The organism is Pseudomonas sp. NCIMB 10586 (genome assembly GCF_023127895.1).
GTDB classification, from domain to species: domain Bacteria; phylum Pseudomonadota; class Gammaproteobacteria; order Pseudomonadales; family Pseudomonadaceae; genus Aquipseudomonas; species Aquipseudomonas synxantha_A.
Genome location: NZ_SPKQ01000050.1, coordinates 337245 through 358494, shown reverse-complemented (window position 1 = coordinate 358494; position 21250 = coordinate 337245). Strand labels below are relative to the sequence as shown.

Here is a 21250-nt window from a genome sequence, read left to right as displayed (position 1 = left end):
TGCGTTTAACAGGGAGCGGCTTTTTTATTGCAGTTTTGTTTCAAACAACAAAACAACTAGCAAGCTAAGTAACTAGTTTATCAAAGCTGACCTTTCGGCCAACTTCGACAGCAGTACGCCAAGTTATTTCGGCGCACTTTCCTGCATCACTCGAATAACCCGTTGTGGAAACGGAATATCAATCCCTGCCGCTTTCAAACGGTCACGTGCCAGTTCATTAAACATAAACACCACGTCCCAATAATCCGGGGTGTTGGTCCAGCAGCGCAGCGAAACGGTGATGGAGCTGTCGCCCAGGGTCGATACCACCGCTACAGGCGCAGGATCAGCCAGCACGCGGGGATCTTTGGCCAGCTCCAGCAACACTTCACGGGCTTTTTGCAGGTCGGCCTCGTAGTCCACGCCCACATCAAAAACCACCTTGCGGGTCGGCTGGCGGTTGGTATTGGTGATGATGCCGTTGGACAGGATGCCGTTCGGCACGATCACTGTCTTGTTGTCACCGGTACGGATCACGGTGTGGAAGATCTGGATGCTATCGACGGTACCCGAGGTGCCCTGCGCTTCGATCCAGTCACCGATGCGGAACGGACGAAACAGCAGAATCAGCACACCACCAGCGAAGTTCGCCAGGCTGCCCTGCAATGCCAGGCCGATCGCCAGGGTTGCCGCACCGATGGCAGCGACGAACGAGGTGGTTGCCACACCGATCATCGAGGCCACGCTGACGATCAGCATGACTTTCAGCGCGATGTTCGCCAGGCTGGTGACGAAGTGCTGCAGCGCCAGGTCGGCGTTGCGCACGGCCAGCAAACGGCCTACACGATGGGTAAAGACATTGATCAGCCACCAGCCAATGGCGAGGGTGATCACTGCCAGTAATACCCGGCTGCCATATTCCATGATCATGGGGATCCAAGACTGAGAGGTCTTGATCAGGTGATCCATTTCAGCGTTCAAATCCATCTACTTTCTCCTGTGGTGCGGCGATAGGGCTCTATTGACTGCCTGAAAACGCAATTGAGCCCCGAAGGGCTCAATTGTAGGCACTGATTCTGGGGCGTGGGACGTCAAAAACACCCACAGGTTCCCCAAAGTGCCATCAGTCGCGGAAGTTATTGAACTGCAGCGGCATATCGAAAGTCTTGGCACGCAGGGCCGCAATAGCCTCTTGCAGATCATCGCGCTTCTTGCCGGTGACGCGAACCTGCTCGCCCTGAATGGCGGCCTGGACCTTGAGCTTGGCGTCCTTGATGTGGGCGACGATCTTCTTCGCCAGCTCCTTATCGATGCCTTCCTTGAGCACGGCTTCCTGCTTCATCAGCTTGCCGGAAGCATAGGCGTCCTTGACTTCAAGGCACTGCACGTCGATCTTGCGCTTGACCAGGGCCAGCTTGAGGATCTCGATCATCGCTTCCAGCTGGAAATCGGCTTCAGCGGTCAGGTTGACGGTCAGTTCCTTTTCCTTGAATTCGAAGCTGCCCTTGCCTTTCAGGTCATAGCGACGGTCCAGTTCCTTGACGGCGTTCTCGACGGCGTTGGTGACTTCGTGTTTGTCCAGTTCAGATACCACGTCGAACGAAGGCATGTGATTTCTCCAATATAAGGGGCGGGCTCAGTAGAGATGGAGCGCGCCCGAGCTAAAATGCCGAGGCATTATAGCGGTTCTTTCACGCCGTTCACCGCTGGCGACCTTATGGAGTACACACTGATGTCGACCCCCTGGCATATTCTTGGCGCCGGCAGCCTGGGCACCCTGTGGGCCACGCGGCTGGCGCGCGCGGGGGTGCCCGTCAGGCTGATCCTGCGCAATGAGGCACGCCTTGCCGACTATCGAGCTGGCCAAGGGCTGACCCTGGTCGAGCACGGTGTGGAACAGACTTACCCGGTAGTCGGCGAAGCGCCTGACAGCCTGGAGCCGATTCATCGCCTGCTGGTCGCATGCAAAGCCTACGACGCCCAAAGCGCTATCGCCCAGTTGCAACATCGACTGGCGCCCGACGCCGAACTGATCCTGCTGCAAAATGGCCTCGGCAGCCAGGACGCAGTGGCTGCACAAGTGCCGTCGGCCCGCTGTATCTTTGCCTCGAGTACTGAAGGTGCGTTTCGCGAAGGCGACTGGCGGGTGGTGTTTGCCGGGCATGGCTACACCTGGCTGGGGGATGCGAGCCACCCCACGCCACCGCTGTGGCTGGACGACCTGCAAGCAGCCGGCATTCCCCACGATTGGGCCAGCGATATCCTCACGCGCCTGTGGCGCAAGCTGGCGCTCAATTGCGCCATCAACCCACTGACCGTGCTGTATCACTGCCGCAACGGCGGTTTGAGCGCCCACCACTGCGAGGTCGCCACGCTCTGCGCCGAGCTGGCCGAACTGCTGGAGCGCTGCGGCCAGCCTGCGGCTGCACAGGACTTGCACAGCGAAGTCGAGCGAGTGATCCAGGCCACCGCCGCCAACTATTCCTCCATGTACCAGGACGTCGCCAACGCCCGACGTACCGAGATCAGCTACCTGCTGGGCTACGCTTGCCAGGCCGCGGCCCGCCATCAGTTGGCAGTGCCGCATCTGCAACAGGTGCACACGCGCCTGGTGACGCATTTGCTCGCACGCGGATTGGCCAGCGACTGAGGCACGCGCTACCCTGCCTACCTGTCTATCACCTGGGAAAACCCTGATGCCATTGCGCCAGCGTCTTGAAAATCTACCGGTAGGACAGAAACTGCTGGCGGCCCTGCTAGTACTGTTGACCACCGTATTGCTGGTGGCCAACCTGACGTTTATCAGCGCTGCTTACTGGATCTCCCAGGAAAGCATGGCCCCCCAGGCCTTGCAGGCCATCGGTCGGCTGGTGTCCAACCCGTCGCTTGCCGCACAGGCGCTTGAATCCCCGGCCAAGGCCGAGGCACTGCTCAACGAACTGACCAGCTATTCACCGTTGCGCGCCGCCGCCCTGTATGACGGCGAAGGCAACCGCCTGGCGCAGATGCAACACGGCGACCGCCTGCACCTGCCGGACCACTACCGGCATATTGAAGCGTGGCGTGTTACCGAGTTTCGCAGCAACCAGGTCATCACCCTGCCCCGTGGCAACCAGCCTTCCGGGCATTTGTTGCTGGTGGCCACAAGTGAGCTGCCGATGGCCTTCTATACCGGCACGCTGACCGCGAGCCTGGGCATCCTGATCTTCAGTGTGTTGCTGTGGCTGGTCATCGCCCGGCAGATCAAACGCCTGATTACCCGCCCCATCCATGAACTGGAAGAGCTTTCGCGCCAGGTCACCCGCGAAGAGAACTACGCCCTGCGCGCAGGGCCCGGCAACCATGATGAAATCGGCAGCCTGGCCGAAGCCTTCAACACCATGCTGTCGCGTATCGAAGCCCGCGAGCAGCAACTCAAGCGCGCCCGCGACGACTCCCAGGCCGCCTACGACCAGGCCCAGGGTTTGGCCGAAGAAACCCGGCATACCAACCGCAAGCTCGAACTGGAAGTTCAGGTGCGCAGCAAGATCGAGAAAAAACTCACCGGTTTCCAGAACTACCTCAACAGCATCATCGACTCGATGCCCTCGGCGCTGATCGCCCTGGATGAACAGCTCTACGTCACTCAGTGGAACCAGGAAGCCACTGCTCTCTCCGGCACGCGCCTGGACGAAGCCCTGAACCAGCCGATCTTTCTGGCCTTCCAGCCCCTCAAGCCGTACCTGCCACAAATCAAGGCAACGGTGGAGCAACACTCGGTGGAGCGGATAGAACGGGTCACCTGGATCAAGGACGACGAGCCCAAGCATTACGCCCTGACGTTCTATCCATTGATGGGCGGTGCCGGGCGCGGCGTGGTGATCCGGATCGACGACATCACCCAGCGCCTGTCCCTGGAAGAAATGATGGTGCAATCTGAGAAGATGCTCTCGGTCGGCGGCCTCGCAGCCGGTATGGCCCATGAGATCAACAACCCTCTGGGCGCCATCCTGCATAACGTGCAGAACATTCGCCGCCGCCTGTCCCCCGACCTGCCCAAGAACCTGGAGCTCGCCGAACAAGTGGGGATTGAACTGGACACGGTCAATCGCTACCTGCAAGGCCGCGAAGTCCCGCAGTTGCTCGACGGCATCCAGCAAGCTGGCGCCCGCGCCGCGAAAATCGTCACCCACATGCTCAGCTTCAGCCGGCGCAGTAATCGCCAGATGGCCCCCTGCGACTTGCCGGCCTTGATCGACCAGGCCGTGGAAATTGCCGGCAACGATTTCGACCTCACCATCGGCTTCGACTTCAAGGGCCAAGCGATCATCCGCCAGTTCGACCCGCAACTGGGCCCCGTGCCCGGCACCGCCAACGAGCTGGAACAAGTGCTGCTCAATTTGCTGAAGAACGCCGCCCAGGCCATTCACCTGCGTGAAGACGACAGCGAACCGGGGCGCATTATCCTGCGCACCCGCCTCAACCCGCCGTGGGCAGAAATCCAGGTGGAAGACAACGGCATCGGCATGAGCGAAAACGTGCGCAAACGCACGTTCGAGCCGTTCTTCACCACCAAGGAAATCGGCCAGGGCACCGGGCTTGGGCTGTCGGTGTCGTATTTCATCATTACCAACAACCACAAGGGCCAGATGGAAGTGCATTCCACCCTGGGCCAGGGCACGTGCTTTACCTTGCGCCTGCCGCTTGCCGGCAGCCAATTGCCCCCCACTGAACTTACCCAACTGGAGCACTGACCATGGGCTTTCGCCTGTCGAAGATCTACACCCGTACCGGCGACAAGGGCGAGACCGGCCTCGGCGACGGCCGCCGCGTGCCCAAGGACCACCCACGCGTGGAGGCGATTGGCGAGGTGGATACGCTGAACAGCCAGTTGGGCTTGCTGCTGGCCAACCTTGAAGAGCAAAGCGGCAAGCATCCGGCGCTAATGGATGTGATTGAGGTGCTCACACCTTGCCAACATCGCCTTTTCGACCTGGGCGGCGAGCTGGCGATGCCGGTGTACAAGGCATTGAATGCGGCGGAAGTGGATCGGCTGGAAGCGGCGATTGATCGCTGGAATGAGGAGGTTGGGCCGCTGGAGAACTTCATCCTGCCTGGCGGCTCGGCGTTGATCGCCCAAGCCCATGTGTGTCGTAGCCTGGCGCGCAGTGCGGAGCGGCGGTGTCAGCACCTGAATGCGCTGGAGCCGCTGGAGGGGGTGGGATTGGCGTATGTCAATCGGTTGTCGGACTTGCTGTTTGTGGCGGCCAGGGTGATTGCCCGGCGCCAAGGTGTTGCTGAAGTGTTGTGGCAGGCGGCTGCCAAGCCACACTGAGACTTATCGGTTGATTGGCAAGACCTCATCGGGAGCAAGCCCCCTCCCACATTTTGAATTGTGAATACATTCAAGTGTGGGAGGGGGCTTGCTCCCGATAGGGCCCGTCAGCGCAACATCAAACCTGCGGCCAGAACGCCCGAATCCCAGCCACGCCTTGCGCCCCGGCTTCCCAGGCCTGCTCCCGCTGCGCAGGCCCAACCCCGCCCAGCAGAAACACCGGCTTACTGAACCCGGCGATCAACTGCGCCGCCTGCTCCCAACCTAAAGGCTGCGCATCCGGATGCGTCTGGGTCGGCTGTACCGGCGACAGCGTGACAAAGTCCACGTCCATCATCTCTGCCAGTGCCAGCTCTTCGGCGTTGTGGCAAGAAGCCGCCAACCAGCGATCCTTCGGCAGCGGTCGGCCTTTGCTCGCATACTTACGCAGTTGCGCCGAGGTCATGTGCCAGCCGGCGGCAGGGAAATCCCCCAGCCATTCGAACGGCCCTTTAAGCATCAGTTGTGCCTTGCCGGCACACAGGCCAACCGCATCCACCGCCAGATCGCGGTATTTGGGGTCATAACCGTTGGGCGCACGCAGTTGAACCAGCTTGATGCCACCAGCGATGGCCTGCTGGATACCGCGCAACAACATCGGGGTTTCCAGCTCACCGGGGGTGATCAGGTACTCGGCCGGCAGGCGCGCAGCAGCAACAATCGGCGCATTCGCCGCCGGGAACTCGTAGTTGAGCAAGTCCCGCGGCGACACCCATTCCAACGGCTGCCCTTCGGCCCCATGAGGCTCGCCGGTAAACGCCGAGACTTCCCAGACATCCAGCAATACCTGCTTGTCCGGGTAGTCGTGCTGCACCTTGATCAGCGGCCGCGCCGTGGTGACCTGGATGCCCAGCTCTTCCTGCAATTCACGGGACAAGGCCGTGGCGACCGACTCATCGGCCTCCACCTTGCCGCCGGGAAATTCCCAGAGGCCGCCTTGATGCTGGGTATCGGCACGGCGCGCCAACAGGATCCTGCCGTCGACACCGCGGATCACCGCTGCTGCTACATGCACTCGTTTCACCACCAGTTTCCTCTTGGTATCAGGTACGGTATTCCGCGTTGATCTTCACGTATTCGTGGGACAGGTCGGTAGTCCAGATGGTTTCGCTGCACTCGCCGCGGCCCAGTTCGATGCGGATGGTGATTTCTTCCTGCTGCATCACCGCCGAGCCCTGGGCTTCGGTGTAGGTTTCGGCACGGGCACCGCGGCTGGCGATGCATACGTCGCCCAGGAACACGTCGATCTTGCTCACGTCCAGGTCCGGCACGCCGGCACGGCCAACGGCGGCCAGGATACGCCCCCAGTTAGGGTCCGATGCAAACAGTGCGGTCTTGATCAGCGGCGAGTGAGCCACGGTGTAACCCACATCCAGGCATTCCTGATGGTTGCCGCCGCCATTGACTTCAACCGTGACGAACTTGGTCGCGCCCTCGCCGTCGCGCACGATGGCCTGGGCCACCTCCATGCACACTTCAAACACGGCCTGTTTCAACGCCGCGAACAGCGGGCCTTCGGTGGACGTGATTTCCGGCAAGTTGGCCTGGCCAGTGGCGATCAGCATGCAGCAGTCGTTGGTGGAAGTGTCGCCGTCGATGGTGATGCGGTTGAACGACTTGTTGGCGCCATCGAGCATCAGGCGCTGCAGCACATCGCGGGAGACTTTGGCGTCGGTGGCGATATAACCGAGCATGGTGGCCATGTTCGGACGGATCATGCCTGCGCCCTTGCTGATACCGGTCACGGTGACGGTCACGCCGTCATGCACGAACTGGCGGCTCGCGCCTTTTGGCAAGGTGTCCGTGGTCATGATGCCGGTGGCCGCAGCCGCCCAGTTATCCACAGACAGGTCATCCAGCGCAGCCTGAAGGGCGCCTTCGATTTTTTCCACTGGCAGCGGCTCACCGATCACGCCGGTGGAGTACGGCAGCACTTGGCTGGCGTCCACGCCGGCCAGTTGCGCCAGCTTGGCGCAGGTGCGCGCAGCCGCCACCAGGCCAGGCTCGCCGGTGCCGGCGTTGGCGTTACCGGTATTGGTCAGCAGGTAGCGAATCGACCCGGCCACCCGTTGCTTGGCCAGGATCACTGGCGCGGCGCAAAAAGCGTTGAGGGTGAATACACCTGCCACGGTCGAGCCTTCGGCACAGCGCATCACTACCACATCCTTGCGCCCCGGGCGCTTGATGCCGGCCGAAGCGATACCGAGTTCAAAACCGGCGACCGGGTGCAATGTGGGCAAAGGACCAAGACCAACAGCCATGTATGCGCTCCTTGAAATAGATGATGTCTGTGCCGTCGCTATCGACGGTGGGAATTAATGGCAAAACGCCGCGACGGCTGGTGCCGGTCGCGGCGCAGGGGTGTTGCAGCGTCAGGCGAAAATCTTATTCGATCTGGCCGTGGCAGTGTTTGTATTTCTTGCCCGAACCGCAGAAGCACAGCTCGTTGCGGCCCAGTTTCTGATCATTGCGAACCGGGCTTTGAGCCAGGGCCACGTCGACTTCTTCGCCCAACGCTTCAGGCGCGTCCAGGCCCGGAGCCTCGTCATGCTGGAACTGCATGCGCGCAGCCAGCGCCTCGGCTTCCTGACGCAGGCGTGCCTCTTCCTCGATCGGGTCTTCGCGACGCACCTGAACGTGGGACAGCACGCGAATCGAATCGCGCTTGATCGAATCCAGCAGCTCGGAGAACAGCGTGAACGACTCGCGCTTGTACTCCTGCTTCGGGTTCTTCTGGGCGTAACCGCGCAGGTGGATGCCGTGACGCAGGTGGTCCATGGTCGACAGGTGGTCTTTCCACAGGTCGTCCAGCACGCGCAGCACGATTTGCTTCTCGAAGGTGCGCAGTGCTTCGGCACTCGCCTGCTCTTCTTTCTCGTTGTACGCGGCCAGCAGTTCGGCCATCAGTTTTTCGCGCAGGGTTTCTTCGTACAGGTGGTCGTCTTCGTCCAGCCATTGCTGAACCGGCAAGTCGACACCGAAGTCGCTCTTCAACGCGGCTTCCAGGCCGGCAACATCCCACTGTTCAGGCAGGGACTGTGGCGGGATATGGGCGCTGACGGTAGCGTTGAGCACGTCCTGACGGAAGTCAGCGATGGTCTCGCCAATATTGTCGGCGGCCAGCAACGTGTTACGCATGTGATAGATCACTTTACGCTGTTCGTTGTTGACGTCATCGAACTCGAGCAGTTGCTTGCGAATGTCGAAGTTGCGGCCTTCGACCTTGCGCTGGGCTTTCTCGATGGCGTTGGTCACCATGCGGTGCTCGATCGCTTCACCGGACTGCATGCCCAGGGCCTTCATGAAGTTCTTCACCCGATCAGAGGCGAAGATGCGCATCAGGCTGTCTTCCAGCGACAGGTAGAAACGGCTGGAACCGGCGTCCCCCTGACGGCCGGCACGGCCACGCAGCTGGTTGTCGATACGGCGCGATTCGTGACGCTCGGAGGCGATCACCTGCAAGCCACCGGATTCCAGCACGGCCTGGTGGCGCTTCTGCCAGTCAGCCTTGATCTGGGCGATCTGCTCAGGGGTCGGGTTGTCGAGCGAGGCCACTTCCACTTCCCAGTTGCCGCCCAACAGGATGTCGGTACCACGACCGGCCATGTTGGTAGCGATGGTCAGCGCGCCAGGGCGACCGGCCTGGGCAATGATCTCGGCTTCCTTTTCGTGGAACTTGGCGTTGAGTACCTTGTGCTCGATGCCTTCCTTGTTAAGCAGGTTGGACACGTGCTCGGAAGTTTCGATAGTGGCGGTACCCACCAGGATCGGGCGGCCCTTGGCCATACCGTCCTTGATGTCGTTGATGATCGCCGCGTATTTCTCTTCGGCAGTCAGGAACACCAGGTCGTTGTAGTCTTTACGCGCCAACGGTTTGTTCGGCGGAATGACCATCACGGCCAGGTTGTAGATCTGGTGGAACTCGAACGCTTCAGTGTCGGCCGTACCGGTCATGCCGGACAGTTTGTTGTACAGACGGAAGTAGTTCTGGAAGGTGGTGGACGCCAACGTCTGGCTTTCGGCCTGGATGTTGAGGTGTTCCTTCGCTTCGATGGCCTGGTGCAGGCCTTCGGACAGACGGCGACCGGGCATGGTACGACCGGTGTGTTCGTCAACCAGCACGACCTGGCCGTCCTGCACGATGTATTCGACGTTGCGATGGAACAGCTTGTGGGCGCGCAGGCCGGCGTACACGTGGGTCAACAGGCCCAGGTTGTGCGCGGAGTACAGGCTTTCACCCTCGGCCAGCTCGCCGATCTGGGTCAGCATCTCTTCGACGAACTGGTGACCGGCTTCGTTGAGCTCGACCTGGCGGGTCTTCTCGTCGATGGTGAAGTGACCTTCTTTGGTCACCACGCCTTCGACTTCCTCGATGTGCTGCTCCAGGCGCGGGATCAACTTGTTGATCTCGGTGTACAGGCGCGAGCTGTCTTCGGCCTGGCCGGAGATGATCAGCGGCGTACGGGCTTCGTCGATGAGGATGGAGTCGACTTCGTCGATCACGGCAAAGTTGAGTTCACGCTGGAATTTCTCATCCATGCTGAACGCCATGTTGTCGCGCAGGTAGTCGAAACCGAATTCGTTGTTGGTACCGTAGGTGATGTCGCAGGCGTACGCGGCACGCTTCTCTTCCGGCGGCTGGAACGGCGTTACCACACCGACGGTCAGGCCGAGGAACTCATACAGCGGGCGCATCCAGTTGGCGTCCCGGCGGGCCAGGTAGTCGTTCACCGTCACAACGTGCACGCCCTTGCCGGACAGTGCGTTGAGGTAAACGCCCAGGGTTGCCACCAGGGTCTTGCCTTCACCGGTACGCATTTCGGCAATCATGCCTTCATGCAAGGTCATGCCGCCGATCAACTGGACGTCGAAGTGGCGCATGCCCATGACGCGCTTACCGGCTTCGCGGGCGACCGCGAAGGCTTCGGGCAGCAGCTTGTCGAGGGTTTCACCTTTGGCTATGCGGGCCTTGAACTCTTGGGTCTTGGCGCGCAATTGCTCGTCCGACAGAGCAACCATCTGCTCCTCGAAGGCATTGACCAGCTGCACCGTCTTGAGCATGCGTTTGACTTCGCGCTCATTCTTGCTTCCAAAAAGTTTCTTTAACAAAGGCGCAAACATATCGGCAGGTTCTTCCACACATAGGGATGGAGGGCGCACCGTGAGTGGCCCGAGCAGCCCTCACGGCCGCATTGCGAACGCGCATTCTACCCGGAATCGTGGGTGAGGAAAGTAACGTTGTTTCCCGATGCAGGCGCGGCGCTATGAGAGGGCTTGTTTAAAATAAGGGCTTTTGCGCGAACTTCAACCCATAGAGCGCAGAAGTTACTTATTGATTTCATGGGTAAAGCCCAGCCAAGGCATGGCCGCGGGGCGTACCGGCGCTTTCTGGTAAGATAACCGCTCTGTTACCTAAGGTGTCTAAACATGGCATTTCGCCCTCTTACAGCCCGCGCTCCCGGCGTGTTGCTTCGCGAAGCCAAGCCGTTGAAAGCCATCTTTGGCCATGCGCAACGCTTGGGCCGTTTGCAGCGCCTGCTTGAAAGCCAGTTGCAACCGGCCGCACGTGAGCATTGTCATGTGGCGTCCTGGCGAGAAGGCAATCTGCTATTAATTGTCACTGATGGCCATTGGGCCACACGCTTGCGCTATCAGCAAAAACGCTTGCAGCGCCAGTTGATGGTCTTTGACGAGTTCGCCGGTTTGACGCGCATTCAGTTCAAGGTACAGCCGCCCACCGTGCCGCAAGGCGCAGTGGGGCATACGATGGACCTGTCGGAAAATGCGGCCGAAACCCTGCAGGCAACGGCCGAAGGGATCAGCGACCCAGGCTTGCGCGCAGCCCTGGAACGGCTGGCCGCCCATGCCCGGCCCAAAGCCTGAACACTACTTGCGTTTGCTGCCGCCCAGCAACGAGCCCAACAGGCCACGCACCAACTGGCGCCCCATTTGATTGGCCGCCTGCTGCATGGCTGACTTCAGCGCCTTGCCGGCAGTAGTCCCCAGGAATGCACCGGCCTTGTCGGTAAAGCTCGGTTCTTCGGCGGTCGGTGCGGTTTCCTCGGTGGGCCCAAGTTCCTTGCGAGCCATCAGCACTTCATAGGCCGACTCCCGGTCAACCGGCTTGTCATAGCGGCCCAACAGCGGCGAACTGGCGACCAACGCCGCACGCTCTGCTGCGCTGAGCGGCCCGATCCGCGATTGCGGGGGAGCAACCAGTACGCGCTGGACGACTTCCGGGGTGCCCTTTTCCTGCAAGGTTCCCACCAACGCCTCACCCGTCCCCAACTCTGTGAGCACCGACAAGGTATCGAAGGTCGGGTTGGGCCGGAAACCGTCGGCCACCGCCCGCAGGGATTTCTGCTCTTTGGCGGTGAACGCACGCAAACCATGCTGAATGCGCAAACCCAGTTGCGCCAGCACCGTATCCGGCAAGTCGCCCGGCGATTGGGTGACAAAGTACACGCCGACGCCTTTGGAGCGGATCAAGCGTACGACTTGCTCCAGACGTTCCTGCAAGGCTTTTGGCGTATCCGCGAACAGCAAATGCGCCTCGTCGAAAAACAGCGCCAGCAGCGGTTTGTCGGCATCGCCACGCTCCGGCAATTGCTCGAACAACTCTGCCAGCAGCCACAACAGGAAGGTCGCGTAGACCTTCGGCGCTTCATGCACCAGCCGGCTGGCATCGAGCAGATGAATGCGCCCGCGGCCATCGCTGGCCGGTTGCAGAATATCTTCCAGTTGCAGGGCCGGCTCGCCAAACAAGGCTTCGGCGCCCTGCTGCTCCAGCACCGCCAGGCGCCGCAACAGCGCCTGGCTGGAACCGGTGGTCATCAACGCCGCGTCGTCACCCAGCAGCTCCGGGTGATAGCGCAGGTGATTGAGCAGTGCCTTGAGATCCTTGAGATCCAGCAGCAACAGACCTTCGCGGTCGGCCACCTTGAAGGTCGCATAGAGCGCCGATTGCTGGCTGTCAGTCAGCTCCAACAAGCTGCCGAGCAACAACGGGCCCATTTCGCTGATGGTGGTGCGCAGCGGATGGCCGGACTGCCCGTGGATATCCCACAGGGTGACCGGATACGCCTGGGCCGTGTAATCCAGGAACGGCATACCGGCAATGCGCTCGGCCACTTTGCCCTGAGGGTTGGCGGCGGCGCCCAGGCCACAGAGGTCGCCCTTGATGTCAGCGGCGAACACCGCCACGCCCGCATCACTGAAGGCTTCGGCCAGGCGCTGCAAGGTGACGGTCTTGCCGGTGCCGGTGGCGCCGGCGATCAACCCGTGACGGTTGGCCAGGCGCATGGACTGGGCGATGGGCTGGCCGTCAAGGCCGGCACCGATAAGCAGTTGTGTGGAGTCAGGCATTTCGTCACCTATGGTTAATCTTTAGTGCCGCGAGGTCGATATAGACGGATGTAAGCCCGACAAAGACTAAAAAATGGTCAGATAATTCCGATATGGACCAACGGAGCTATCACCAGAAATACCACACCTTTTTTAACGCTGCCATTTTGCGCCTCCCCTATAGGACGCGCCTCGGATATTAAGACCTTAGCGGACCCTACAAGCCATGAATAAAAATCTGCGCTTCAGCCACAAGATCCTGCTTGCAGCCTCCCTTATCGTCATCGCCGCCTTCGCGTTGTTTACCCTTTACAACGACTACCTGCAGCGCAATGCGATTCGTGACGACCTCAATAACTACCTGCACGAAATGGGCGACGTTACCGCCAGCAATATCCAGACCTGGCTCACCGGGCGTATCGCCCTGGTGGAAAACGCTGCGCAAAACATTGCCATCAATCCTGAACCGTCCGTGGTTGCCAGCCTGCTGGAACAGAAAGCGCTGACGTCTTCGTTCATGGCGACCTACGTGGGTGACAGCCAGGGCACCTTCACCATTCGCCCTGACACCAAGATGCCCGACGGCTTCGACCCGCGTGTTCGCCCCTGGTACAAGGGCGCCCAGGCCAGCAATGGCTCAACCCTGACCGAACCTTATATAGACGCGGCCACCGGGCAACTGATCATCTCCGTGGCCACCCCCAGCGCCAAGGGCGGCCAAAGTATCGGTGTGGTAGGCGGCGACCTGAGCCTGCAAACCCTGGTGGATAACATTGGCGCGCTGGATTTCGGCGGCATGGGTTATGCCTTCCTGGTCAGTGCCGACGGCAAGGTGCTGGTGCACCCGGACAAAACCCTGGTGATGAAGACCCTGGCTGACGTGTATCCAAAGGACACGCCGAAGATCAGCAGCGACTTCAGCGAAGTACAAGCCAACGGCAAAACCAACATCGTGACCTTCACCCCGATCAAGGGCCTGCCATCGGTGAACTGGTACCTGGGTGTGTCGGTGGATAAAGCCAAATCGTTCGCCATGCTCAGTGAGTTCCGTACATCAGCCGTGATCGCCACGATCATCGCGGTGGTGATCATCATCGCCTTGCTGGGCATGTTGATCCGCGTGCTGCTGCAACCGCTGCACCTGATGACCCGGGCCATGCAGGACATCGCCGACGGCGAGGGTGACCTGACACGGCGCCTGATCATCCAGAACAACGATGAGTTCGGCACCCTGGGTACGGCCTTCAACCGCTTCGTCGAGCGCATCCACACCTCGATTCGCGAAGTCTCGTCAGCCACCGAGCAGGTCAATGAAGTGGCGCTGCGCGTGGTCAGCGCCTCCAATTCGTCGATGGTCAACTCCGACGAACAAGCCAACCGCACCAACAGCGTCGCCGCCGCCATCAACCAACTGGGTGCCGCCGCCCAAGAGATCGCGCGCAACGCTGCGCAAGCCTCCAATCAGGCCAGCGACGCCCGGCATTTGGCTGAAGACGGCCAGCAAGTGGTTGAGCGCAATATCAAGGCAATGACGCAGTTATCGAGCATGATCAGCGCCTCCAGCAGCAATATCGAAGCACTTAACAACAAAACAGTGAATATCGGCCAGATCCTGGAAGTGATCACCAGCATTTCCCAGCAAACCAACCTGCTGGCGCTCAACGCCGCCATCGAAGCGGCGCGCGCCGGGGAAGCCGGGCGTGGCTTTGCGGTGGTGGCCGATGAAGTGCGCAACCTGGCCCATCGCACTCAGGAATCGGCGCAACAGGTGCAAACGATGATCGAGGAGCTACAAGTGGGCGCGCGCGATTCGGTCAGTACCATGAGTGAAAGCCAGCGTCACAGCCTGGACAGCGTTGAAATCGCCAACCTGGCCGGTGAGCGCTTGAACAGCGTGACCCAGCGCATTGGCGAGATCGACGGCATGAACCAGTCGGTCGCCACCGCCACTGAAGAACAGACCTCGGTAGTGGAGTCGATCAACATGGACATCACCGAGATCAACACCCTCAATCAGGAAGGGGTGGAAAACCTGCAATCGACGCTGCGCGCCTGCTCGGACCTGGAACAACAGGCCTCGCGCCTGAAGCAATTGGTGGGTAGCTTCCGGATCTGAGGTCCCCCACCTTAATCCACCTGTAGGAGCGAGCAAGCTCGCTCCTACACAGTGCATTTTTCCGCTCCCGCCACCTTCATCCTGCGAATCTAAACCGAACATCTATCCTTACCTCAGGTCCATCTAGGGAGAGCAATGGATAGGAGGGATGTTCATCGTGCATATCGCTGACATAACCATGTTCTACGCCCCGGCAAGCGGTGGCGTACGCACTTACCTCGATGCCAAGCATCGACGTCTGGCGCTCAAGCCCGGGATTCGCCATAGCCTGTTGATCCCCGGCGCGCACTTGAGCGAACAGGACGGGGTCTTCAAAGTACCGGCCCCTGCCCTGCCCTTTGGCAAGGGTTACCGCTTCCCCCTTCGCCTGGCGCCCTGGCGAAATGTCCTGCACGATTTACAGCCCGATCTGATCGAAGTCGGCGATCCATACCTGACTGCCTGGGCAGCGCTGGATGCCCGGCGTCAGTTGGATGTGCCGATCATCGGCTTCTACCACTCCGACCTGCCGCTGCTGGTGAGCAACCGCATGGGGCCCTGGTTTACTCCCAACGTTGAAGCCTATGTCAGCAAACTCTATGGGAATTTTGACCGGGTGCTCGCCCCCAGCCAGGTAATGGCCGACAAACTCAGTGGACTCGGGGTAAAAAACGTCTTCGTCCAACCTCTGGGGGTTGACCTGCACACCTTCACCCCGGATGCGCGCGACCCCGGCCTGCGTGCCGAACTGGGAATTGGCCAAGATACACGGCTGTTGATCTTCGCCGGACGCGGTTCCAAGGAGAAGAACCTGCCGGTACTGCTCAACTGCATGAAGCGCCTGGGCGAGGGCTACCACTTGTTGCTGGTGGGCTCCGGTATGCCAGCCAGCGTGCCGGACAATGTCACTGTGATAGATGGTTTCCGCCCCGCTCACCATGTCGCCCGGCTGATGGCCAGCGCCGACGCCTTGTTGCATGGCGGCGACCAGGAAACCTTCGGCCTGGTGATTCTGGAAGCCATGGCCAGTGGCATCCCGGTCGTCGCCGTCGCGGCCGGGGCCTTTACCGAGATTGTCGATGAGCGCTGTGGCCTGCTGTGTGCCCCCAACGATCCCAAGGCGATGGCCGATTCGGTGCGCGAATTGTTCAGCACCGACAGCCGGCGTTTGGGCGCCCAGGCTCGGCGCCATGTCGAGCAGCATTACGCGTGGGACACGGTGGTCGACAGCCTGCTGGGGCATTACCACTCGGTGCTGGGCAGTCATAAGCCGATGCTCGCCCATGGCTGAACCTGCGCTGATGCTGGTGCTGCACGACGTGGCACCGAGCACCTGGGCCGACTACCGGCCCTTTGTCGAGGCCGTCGATGCCTTGGGCAACGTGCCCATCACCTGGCTGGTGGTGCCGGACTTCCATCACCATGATGCCCTGGCAGCCCACCGCGATTTTCGCCAGCTGCTCGACAGCCGCGTCGCCAAGGGCGACGAACTCGCCTTGCACGGCTATTACCACTGCGACGACCAACCTGCGCCGCGTTCGCCGAAAGAGTGGTTCATGCGGCGCATCTACACCCATGAAGGCGAGTTTTACCAGTTGTCCGAGGCCGAGGCGTTGCGGCGTCTTACTGCCGGCATCGAAATATTCCAGCGCAATGACTGGCCGTTGCACGGCTTTGTCGCCCCGGCCTGGTTGATGAGCGAAGGCACCCGCCAGGCGTTGCGCCAGTTACCGCTTTGCTACACCAGCGACCCGCAGCATCTTTATCGCCTGCCTGACTTCACCCCTATCGATGCCCCGGGTCTGGTCTGGAGTGCCCGCAGCGCCTGGCGCCGCAGGCTGTCCAAAGTGCTCAGCGACCGGCGCGAACAGCGCTGGCGCGAGGCCCCGCTGATCCGATTGGGATTGCACCCGGTGGACATGCGCCACGAGTTTTCCCGTCGTTACTGGCTGCAAACCCTGCAACGCCTGCTCAACGCGGGTCGTCGCCCCCACACCAAGGCCGCCTGGCTGAAGACGCAGTCATGGGCCGATTGATCTGGCTGCTGTTGGCCCTCTTGGTCGCACTGTTGATACCCGTATGGCTGGGCGGCGGCGAAACGGTTGCGCGCCTGCGGCAGTTTCCCTTGCCCCAACTAGTGGGGATGTTTGCCATGATTATCGGCTGCTGGCTGATCAACAGCCTGCGTCTGCGCCTGTTGCTGGGCGAGCAAGGCAGCCAACTGGGACGGCTCAAAAGCCTGGGGGCAGTGATATCGACCGAGTTCGCCATGTGCGCCACGCCCGGCGGCAGCGGCGGACCGCTGACCCTGATGGCGTTGCTGGCGCGCAATGGCATACGCCCTGCCCGTGCGAGCGCGGTATTCGCCATGGACCAGTTGAGCGATTTGCTGTTTTTTCTGTGCGCCTTGGCGGGAATCGTTTTGTATGCGCTGTTCCATAGCCTCAACCCGCGCCTGGAATGGTTGCTGGGGCTCAGTGTCATATCGATGATCGGCGGGATCATCAGTGGCCTGGCGGTGGTGCGTTTTCATCGTCGGCTGATTCGCCTGGCCGGCGCGATGCTCAAGGCCATTAGGGTAAGGGCCCCCACCCGTCGGCGCTGGGCTCGCAGGTTGCTGCGTTTTCTCGCGGCGTTCACTGCCACACTGAAATTACCCTGGCCCTTGTTGCTCGGAGTGTTCGCGCTGACCAGCCTGCATTGGTTGTTGCGCTACAGCGTGTTGTACCTGGCGCTGCGCGGTTTGGGCGGGGATGTGCAGTGGGCCTTGAGCTTCCTGATCCAGATGCTGTCCCTGACGGCGGGGCAGTTCAGTCTGTTGCCGGGCGGGGCGGGAGCAGCAGAGCTGACATCAGCGGCCTTACTGGCCCCCATGGTCGGCAAGTCCACTGCGGCAGCGGCAATCCTGATCTGGCGGGCGGTCACCTATTACTTCTATCTGCTGGCCGGCGCCCCGGTCTTTGTGCTGATGGTCGGCAAACCGCTGTTCAAGCGTCTTTTACAGGGTCGACAGGCGGCTCGTCCTGCGCCTGCAGCTGTTCCCACAAACGGGCCGCATCGGGAAACTCAGTACCATCCTCGGCGCCCAGTGCCTGCGGGTCGTAGCGACTCAGACAACCCTCGCCCACCGTAGCGGGCGCCCTGGAGGTGGCTTTATCGAGTGGATCGGTCATAGAGGCCTCCTTGATAGCAGGAATAAAAAAGGGCCTGAGGAGTTTTACTCCCAGGCCCCTGCTTATTCAACCAAACCCGAACGATCAGAACACCACGGTCTTGTTGCCGTGTACCAATACCCGATCTTCCAGGTGGTAACGCAGGCCACGGGCCAGCACCATCTTCTCGACGTCCCGGCCAAACCGCACCATGTCTTCGATGCTGTCACTGTGGCTGACACGCACCACGTCCTGTTCGATGATCGGGCCGGCGTCCAGCTCTTCGGTGACGTAGTGGCACGTCGCGCCAATCAATTTCACGCCGCGCAGGGAAGCCTGGTGATACGGCTTGGCCCCAACAAACGATGGCAAGAAACTGTGATGGATATTGATCACCTTGCCGGCGTATTCGCGGCACAGTTCAGGTGGCAGGATCTGCATATAGCGCGCCAGCACCACCACATCCGCTTCGTGCTGCTTGACCAGGCGCGACACCTCGGCGAATGCCGGCTCCTTGTCTTGCGGGTTGACCGGTACGTGGTAATACGGGATGCCATGCCACTCGACCATGCTGCGCAGGTCGTCATGGTTGGAGATCACGCAGGCGATCTCGCAGTCCAGCTCGTCGCTGTGCCAGCGGTGCAGTAGATCTGCCAGGCAGTGGGATTCGCGGCTGGCCATCAGCACCACGCGTTTTTTCTGTTCCGTGTCGGTGATGTGCCAGGTCATCGAAAACTCTTCAGCGATGGGCGCAAACGCCTCGCGGAAAGCTTCCAGGCCAAAGGGCAGCGTATCGGCACGAATTTCGTGACGCATGAAAAACCAACCGCTGAGATCGTCCGAGTGATGGCTCGCCTCGGTGATCCAACCATTGTGGGAAGCCAGAAAGTTACTGACCTTGGCAACGATGCCAACCCGGTCCGGGCAAGCAATCACCAGCCGAAAAGTGCGCATTAGGGGGAAACTCCAGAACTTCGCAAAGGCCGCTATTCTAGCGATTGCGCAGAAAAACTGCAGTATTCCTTGCGCCTTATTCTGCAGCCGCCTGGTGGCAACAGCCCTTAATAGCGTAAGGCTTTACCATCGCTATATGACCGTACAACGGCACGCCCAGACAGTTAGCGAAAATTTAAGGTATTTATCTTTCGGCGTAACGGCTGCCAATTAACACTTTTGCATCGCTTTGCCACAAACATTCAATCTGCTTCACATAAATATTTTCTTAAATGTTTACTTGGTGAAATTGCCTGACTATTATTAGGCCACTCACCCTGTCAATCAGCGTTCTACATAAGGTAGTCCACATGTCCCTGATCAACGAATACCGCGCCACCGAAGAAGCAATCAAAGAGCTGCAAGCCCGTTTGAAGAACCTGTCCCAAGACGACAAGCTGCAAACCGAGCTGGAATTCGAAGGCAAACTGCGCACCCTGATGGGTGAATACTCCAAATCCCTGCGTGACATCATCGCGCTGCTGGATCCAGAGTCGAAAGTTAAAGCGCCGCGCGGCGCTGTAAAAACTACCGGCACCAAGCGTGCTCGCAAAGTCAAGCAATACAAAAACCCGCACAACGGCGAAGTGATTGAAACCAAAGGTGGCAACCACAAAACTCTGAAAGAGTGGAAAGCCAAGTGGGGCGGTGACGTAGTTGAAGGTTGGGCGACTCTGCTGGGCTAAGCCTGGTCGGACGTTCACCCGATACGCTACACATTAAAAACGCCAGCTTGCTGGCGTTTTTTATTGTCTGAATACTCAGCAATTACCGGCCTACAGGCTCAGGCGGGCCGCTAAAGAATCGGCATACTCCTGCCATTGATCCAGCACCTGGCACTGAAATGAGGTGGCACTAAGCGCCAACTCCTCGCGCGCCTGCTTAAATGCCATCAGGGTATTCGGTGCTCCCCACTGCGGATCTGACAAACGTTGCTGACAGAAAAGTCTCCAGCGTTGTTGTTCCTCTGTATTCAAGGTTTCAGGGAAGTTACGTGCGCGATAGCGAAATAATAATTCCGGCAAACGATGATCATCGAACGGCCACGATTGATGTGCTAATTGGGCGGGCTCTGCCATGCGAACTTGTTCACATAACCGGCGATCCCGATCGCCAATAAAACCATCGTAGAGCTGCTGCTCCGGGTCTGCATTCGAGGCAAAGTCTTCCTCGGCGTAAATGGCCGCCAACTTGTCGCGCCAAACTTCCTGTGCGTCAGTTAGCCGCAGCGCCCGCGCCTGATAGGTGTTCATATCCAGTTGCAGACGCTCGCGGTCTTGCGCACGCAACACCTTCAACGGTGCTACCACCGGGCAGCGGTTGATATGCAACAACTTGAGGGGCACCGGCAGTTCACCGTCCGCCAACTCATCACGGCGCGTATAGAGGCGCTCGCGCAAGGTCTGTGCATCCAGGTCCAGCAACCCCTGTGGGTCGAGCCCAAGGTCGCAGACGATCAACGCATTGCGGTTGCGCGGGTGCCAGGCCAGGGGCAAGACCACGCCCAGGTAATGGCGCTCGGCGGAAAAATGCCCGGAGATATGCACCATTGGTTGCAACAACCGCACCTCATCCATAACTCGCTGCTTGCTGCGCAGTTGAAATAACCACTCGTACAGCCTGGGCTGCTTTTGCCGAACCAATCGCGCCAGGGCGATGGTTGCACGCACATCAGATAACGCATCGTGTGCCTGACCATGGTCGATACCATTGGCGTGGGTCAGCCGCTCCAGCTTGAGCGTCACGCGCCCGTCCTGCTCAGGCCAGATAATGCCCTCCGGCCGCAGCGCATAGGCAGTGCGCATCACGTCGATCAAATCCCAACGGCTGTTACCGCCCTGCCACTCGCGCGCGTAAGGGTCGAAAAAATTGCGGTACAGGCTGTAGCGCGTCATTTCATCGTCAAACCGCAGCGTGTTGTAACCGGCGCCGCAGGTGCCTGGCGCGGCCAACTCGGCGTGCACCCGGGTCATGAAGTCGGCTTCGGCAAGGCCCTTCTGTGCCAGGACGCCTGGCGTGATACCGGTGATCGCGCACGCAGCCGGATGGGGCAGAATATCGTCGCCGGGCTGACAATAAAGATTGATCGGCGCACCGACCTCGTTGAGTTCGAGATCGGTGCGAATACCGGCTACCTGGAGCGGGCGATCGTTGCGCGGGTTGATACCGGTGGTTTCATAGTCGTACCAGAAAATCGAGGTCACGGGCTATTCCTGTGCTGAAGACCGACAAAGTCTAGGCGCTGCAAGGTGCCTGGGGCCAGCGATACCTTTACTGTATAAATATCCAGCAAAACCTTGAGTGGTTGCTTCCAGCGTCGACACTGCTAGCATC

17 protein-coding genes are annotated in these 21250 nt (G+C 60.1%); 9 read left to right on the top strand and 8 right to left on the bottom strand.

The genetic code is table 11. The features are described from left to right. Window positions 1-123 precede the first annotated feature (123 nt). Both E4P01_RS25215 and E4P01_RS25210 read right to left on the bottom strand, forming a co-directional pair. Window positions 124-966, bottom strand: coding sequence for a mechanosensitive ion channel family protein (locus E4P01_RS25215; protein WP_005790935.1), 843 nt, complete (start codon window positions 964-966; stop codon window positions 124-126). A gap of 136 nt (window positions 967-1102) precedes the next feature. Beyond that, window positions 1103-1588 carry a YajQ family cyclic di-GMP-binding protein gene (locus E4P01_RS25210; protein ID WP_003193880.1) on the bottom strand — a complete coding sequence of 162 codons (486 nt, stop codon included), beginning with the start codon at window positions 1586-1588 and terminating at the stop codon, window positions 1103-1105. Window positions 1589-1711: 123 nt separating this feature from the next. On the opposite strand from E4P01_RS25210, the gene E4P01_RS25205 reads away from it, so the two are divergent. From E4P01_RS25205 to E4P01_RS25195, 3 genes are read left to right on the top strand one after another with little or no spacing between them, the layout of a single operon-like run. Then, window positions 1712-2629, top strand: a complete 918-nt coding sequence (locus tag E4P01_RS25205) for a putative 2-dehydropantoate 2-reductase (protein ID WP_216092043.1) — start codon at window positions 1712-1714, stop codon at window positions 2627-2629. Window positions 2630-2675: 46 nt separating this feature from the next. Next, window positions 2676-4712 (top strand): ATP-binding protein, encoded by a 2037-nt coding sequence (locus E4P01_RS25200; RefSeq protein WP_216092044.1) that lies wholly within the window; start codon window positions 2676-2678, stop codon window positions 4710-4712. 2 nt (window positions 4713-4714) lie between these two features. Continuing rightward, on the top strand, window positions 4715-5293 hold the full coding sequence (locus E4P01_RS25195; RefSeq protein ID WP_216092045.1) for a cob(I)yrinic acid a,c-diamide adenosyltransferase: 579 nt from the start codon (window positions 4715-4717) through the stop codon (window positions 5291-5293). A gap of 118 nt (window positions 5294-5411) precedes the next feature. Here the strand turns inward: E4P01_RS25195 and E4P01_RS25190 are convergent, their stop codons facing one another. From E4P01_RS25190 to secA, 3 genes are all read right to left on the bottom strand, one after another. Continuing rightward, entirely contained in the window at window positions 5412-6356 is a 945-nt protein-coding gene (locus E4P01_RS25190; protein WP_148852628.1) for a Nudix family hydrolase, read from the bottom strand. A gap of 19 nt (window positions 6357-6375) precedes the next feature. Beyond that, complete coding sequence (argJ, locus tag E4P01_RS25185; protein WP_005790945.1) at window positions 6376-7593, bottom strand: bifunctional glutamate N-acetyltransferase/amino-acid acetyltransferase ArgJ; 1218 nt, start codon at window positions 7591-7593, stop codon at window positions 6376-6378. Window positions 7594-7717: 124 nt separating this feature from the next. Then, window positions 7718-10453 (bottom strand): preprotein translocase subunit SecA, encoded by a 2736-nt coding sequence (gene secA, locus E4P01_RS25180; RefSeq protein WP_078822196.1) that lies wholly within the window; start codon window positions 10451-10453, stop codon window positions 7718-7720. A gap of 306 nt (window positions 10454-10759) precedes the next feature. Here secA and E4P01_RS25175 point away from each other — a divergent pair, with 306 nt between their 5' ends. Then, a complete protein-coding gene (locus E4P01_RS25175) occupies window positions 10760-11215 on the top strand; it encodes a DciA family protein (protein ID WP_005790949.1) in 456 nt (151 codons plus the stop codon). 3 nt (window positions 11216-11218) lie between these two features. On the opposite strand, the gene E4P01_RS25170 is transcribed toward E4P01_RS25175, so the two are convergent. Then, window positions 11219-12697, bottom strand: coding sequence for a helicase HerA-like domain-containing protein (locus E4P01_RS25170; RefSeq protein WP_005790951.1), 1479 nt, complete (start codon window positions 12695-12697; stop codon window positions 11219-11221). A 205-nt stretch (window positions 12698-12902) separates the two neighbouring features. On the opposite strand from E4P01_RS25170, the gene E4P01_RS25165 reads away from it, so the two are divergent. The 4 genes from E4P01_RS25165 to E4P01_RS25150 all read left to right on the top strand — a co-directional run bounded on the left by E4P01_RS25165 (window position 12903) and on the right by E4P01_RS25150 (window position 17904). Beyond that, window positions 12903-14792: a methyl-accepting chemotaxis protein gene (locus E4P01_RS25165; protein WP_103734708.1), complete on the top strand. Its 1890-nt coding sequence runs from the start codon at window positions 12903-12905 to the stop codon at window positions 14790-14792. 148 nt (window positions 14793-14940) lie between these two features. After that, window positions 14941-16062, top strand: a complete 1122-nt coding sequence (locus E4P01_RS25160; RefSeq protein ID WP_148852631.1) for a glycosyltransferase family 1 protein — start codon at window positions 14941-14943, stop codon at window positions 16060-16062. Then, window positions 16055-16807, top strand: a complete 753-nt coding sequence (locus E4P01_RS25155) for a polysaccharide deacetylase family protein (RefSeq protein ID WP_216092046.1) — start codon at window positions 16055-16057, stop codon at window positions 16805-16807. Before E4P01_RS25160 ends, E4P01_RS25155 begins: the two co-directional genes overlap by 8 nt. Then, window positions 16795-17904 (top strand): lysylphosphatidylglycerol synthase transmembrane domain-containing protein, encoded by a 1110-nt coding sequence (locus E4P01_RS25150; protein ID WP_216092047.1) that lies wholly within the window; start codon window positions 16795-16797, stop codon window positions 17902-17904. The genes E4P01_RS25155 and E4P01_RS25150 overlap by 13 nt, the downstream gene beginning before the upstream one ends. A 124-nt stretch (window positions 17905-18028) precedes the next feature. Here E4P01_RS25150 and purU read toward each other — a convergent pair whose 3' ends face one another. Next, the gene (gene purU / locus E4P01_RS25145) at window positions 18029-18877 is read right to left on the bottom strand and encodes a formyltetrahydrofolate deformylase (RefSeq protein WP_005790961.1); all 849 of its coding nucleotides are present in this window, start codon (window positions 18875-18877) and stop codon (window positions 18029-18031) included. A gap of 350 nt (window positions 18878-19227) precedes the next feature. Between purU and mvaT the strand changes: the two genes are divergently transcribed. Further along, window positions 19228-19602, top strand: a complete 375-nt coding sequence (mvaT, locus tag E4P01_RS25140) for a histone-like nucleoid-structuring protein MvaT (protein ID WP_005790963.1) — start codon at window positions 19228-19230, stop codon at window positions 19600-19602. 90 nt (window positions 19603-19692) lie between these two features. Here the strand turns inward: mvaT and sbcB are convergent, their stop codons facing one another. Beyond that, a complete protein-coding gene (gene sbcB, locus E4P01_RS25135) occupies window positions 19693-21120 on the bottom strand; it encodes an exodeoxyribonuclease I (protein ID WP_216092048.1) in 1428 nt (475 codons plus the stop codon). Between the last annotated feature and the right edge of the window lie 130 nt (window positions 21121-21250).

Coding starts and splice junctions, on each gene's coding strand:
- E4P01_RS25215 (WP_005790935.1), bottom strand. CDS start 966: ATGGATTTGAACGCTGAAATGGATCACCTGATCAAGACCTCTCAGTCT.
- argJ (WP_005790945.1), bottom strand. CDS start 7,593: ATGGCTGTTGGTCTTGGTCCTTTGCCCACATTGCACCCGGTCGCCGGT.
- secA (WP_078822196.1), bottom strand. CDS start 10,453: ATGTTTGCGCCTTTGTTAAAGAAACTTTTTGGAAGCAAGAATGAGCGC.
- E4P01_RS25155 (WP_216092046.1), top strand. CDS start 16,055: ATGGCTGAACCTGCGCTGATGCTGGTGCTGCACGACGTGGCACCGAGC.
- E4P01_RS25200 (WP_216092044.1), top strand. CDS start 2,676: ATGCCATTGCGCCAGCGTCTTGAAAATCTACCGGTAGGACAGAAACTG.
- E4P01_RS25205 (WP_216092043.1), top strand. CDS start 1,712: ATGTCGACCCCCTGGCATATTCTTGGCGCCGGCAGCCTGGGCACCCTG.
- E4P01_RS25175 (WP_005790949.1), top strand. CDS start 10,760: ATGGCATTTCGCCCTCTTACAGCCCGCGCTCCCGGCGTGTTGCTTCGC.
- mvaT (WP_005790963.1), top strand. CDS start 19,228: ATGTCCCTGATCAACGAATACCGCGCCACCGAAGAAGCAATCAAAGAG.
- E4P01_RS25210 (WP_003193880.1), bottom strand. CDS start 1,588: ATGCCTTCGTTCGACGTGGTATCTGAACTGGACAAACACGAAGTCACC.
- E4P01_RS25195 (WP_216092045.1), top strand. CDS start 4,715: ATGGGCTTTCGCCTGTCGAAGATCTACACCCGTACCGGCGACAAGGGC.
- E4P01_RS25150 (WP_216092047.1), top strand. CDS start 16,795: ATGGGCCGATTGATCTGGCTGCTGTTGGCCCTCTTGGTCGCACTGTTG.
- E4P01_RS25160 (WP_148852631.1), top strand. CDS start 14,941: ATGTTCATCGTGCATATCGCTGACATAACCATGTTCTACGCCCCGGCA.
- E4P01_RS25170 (WP_005790951.1), bottom strand. CDS start 12,697: ATGCCTGACTCCACACAACTGCTTATCGGTGCCGGCCTTGACGGCCAG.
- purU (WP_005790961.1), bottom strand. CDS start 18,877: ATGCGCACTTTTCGGCTGGTGATTGCTTGCCCGGACCGGGTTGGCATC.
- E4P01_RS25165 (WP_103734708.1), top strand. CDS start 12,903: ATGAATAAAAATCTGCGCTTCAGCCACAAGATCCTGCTTGCAGCCTCC.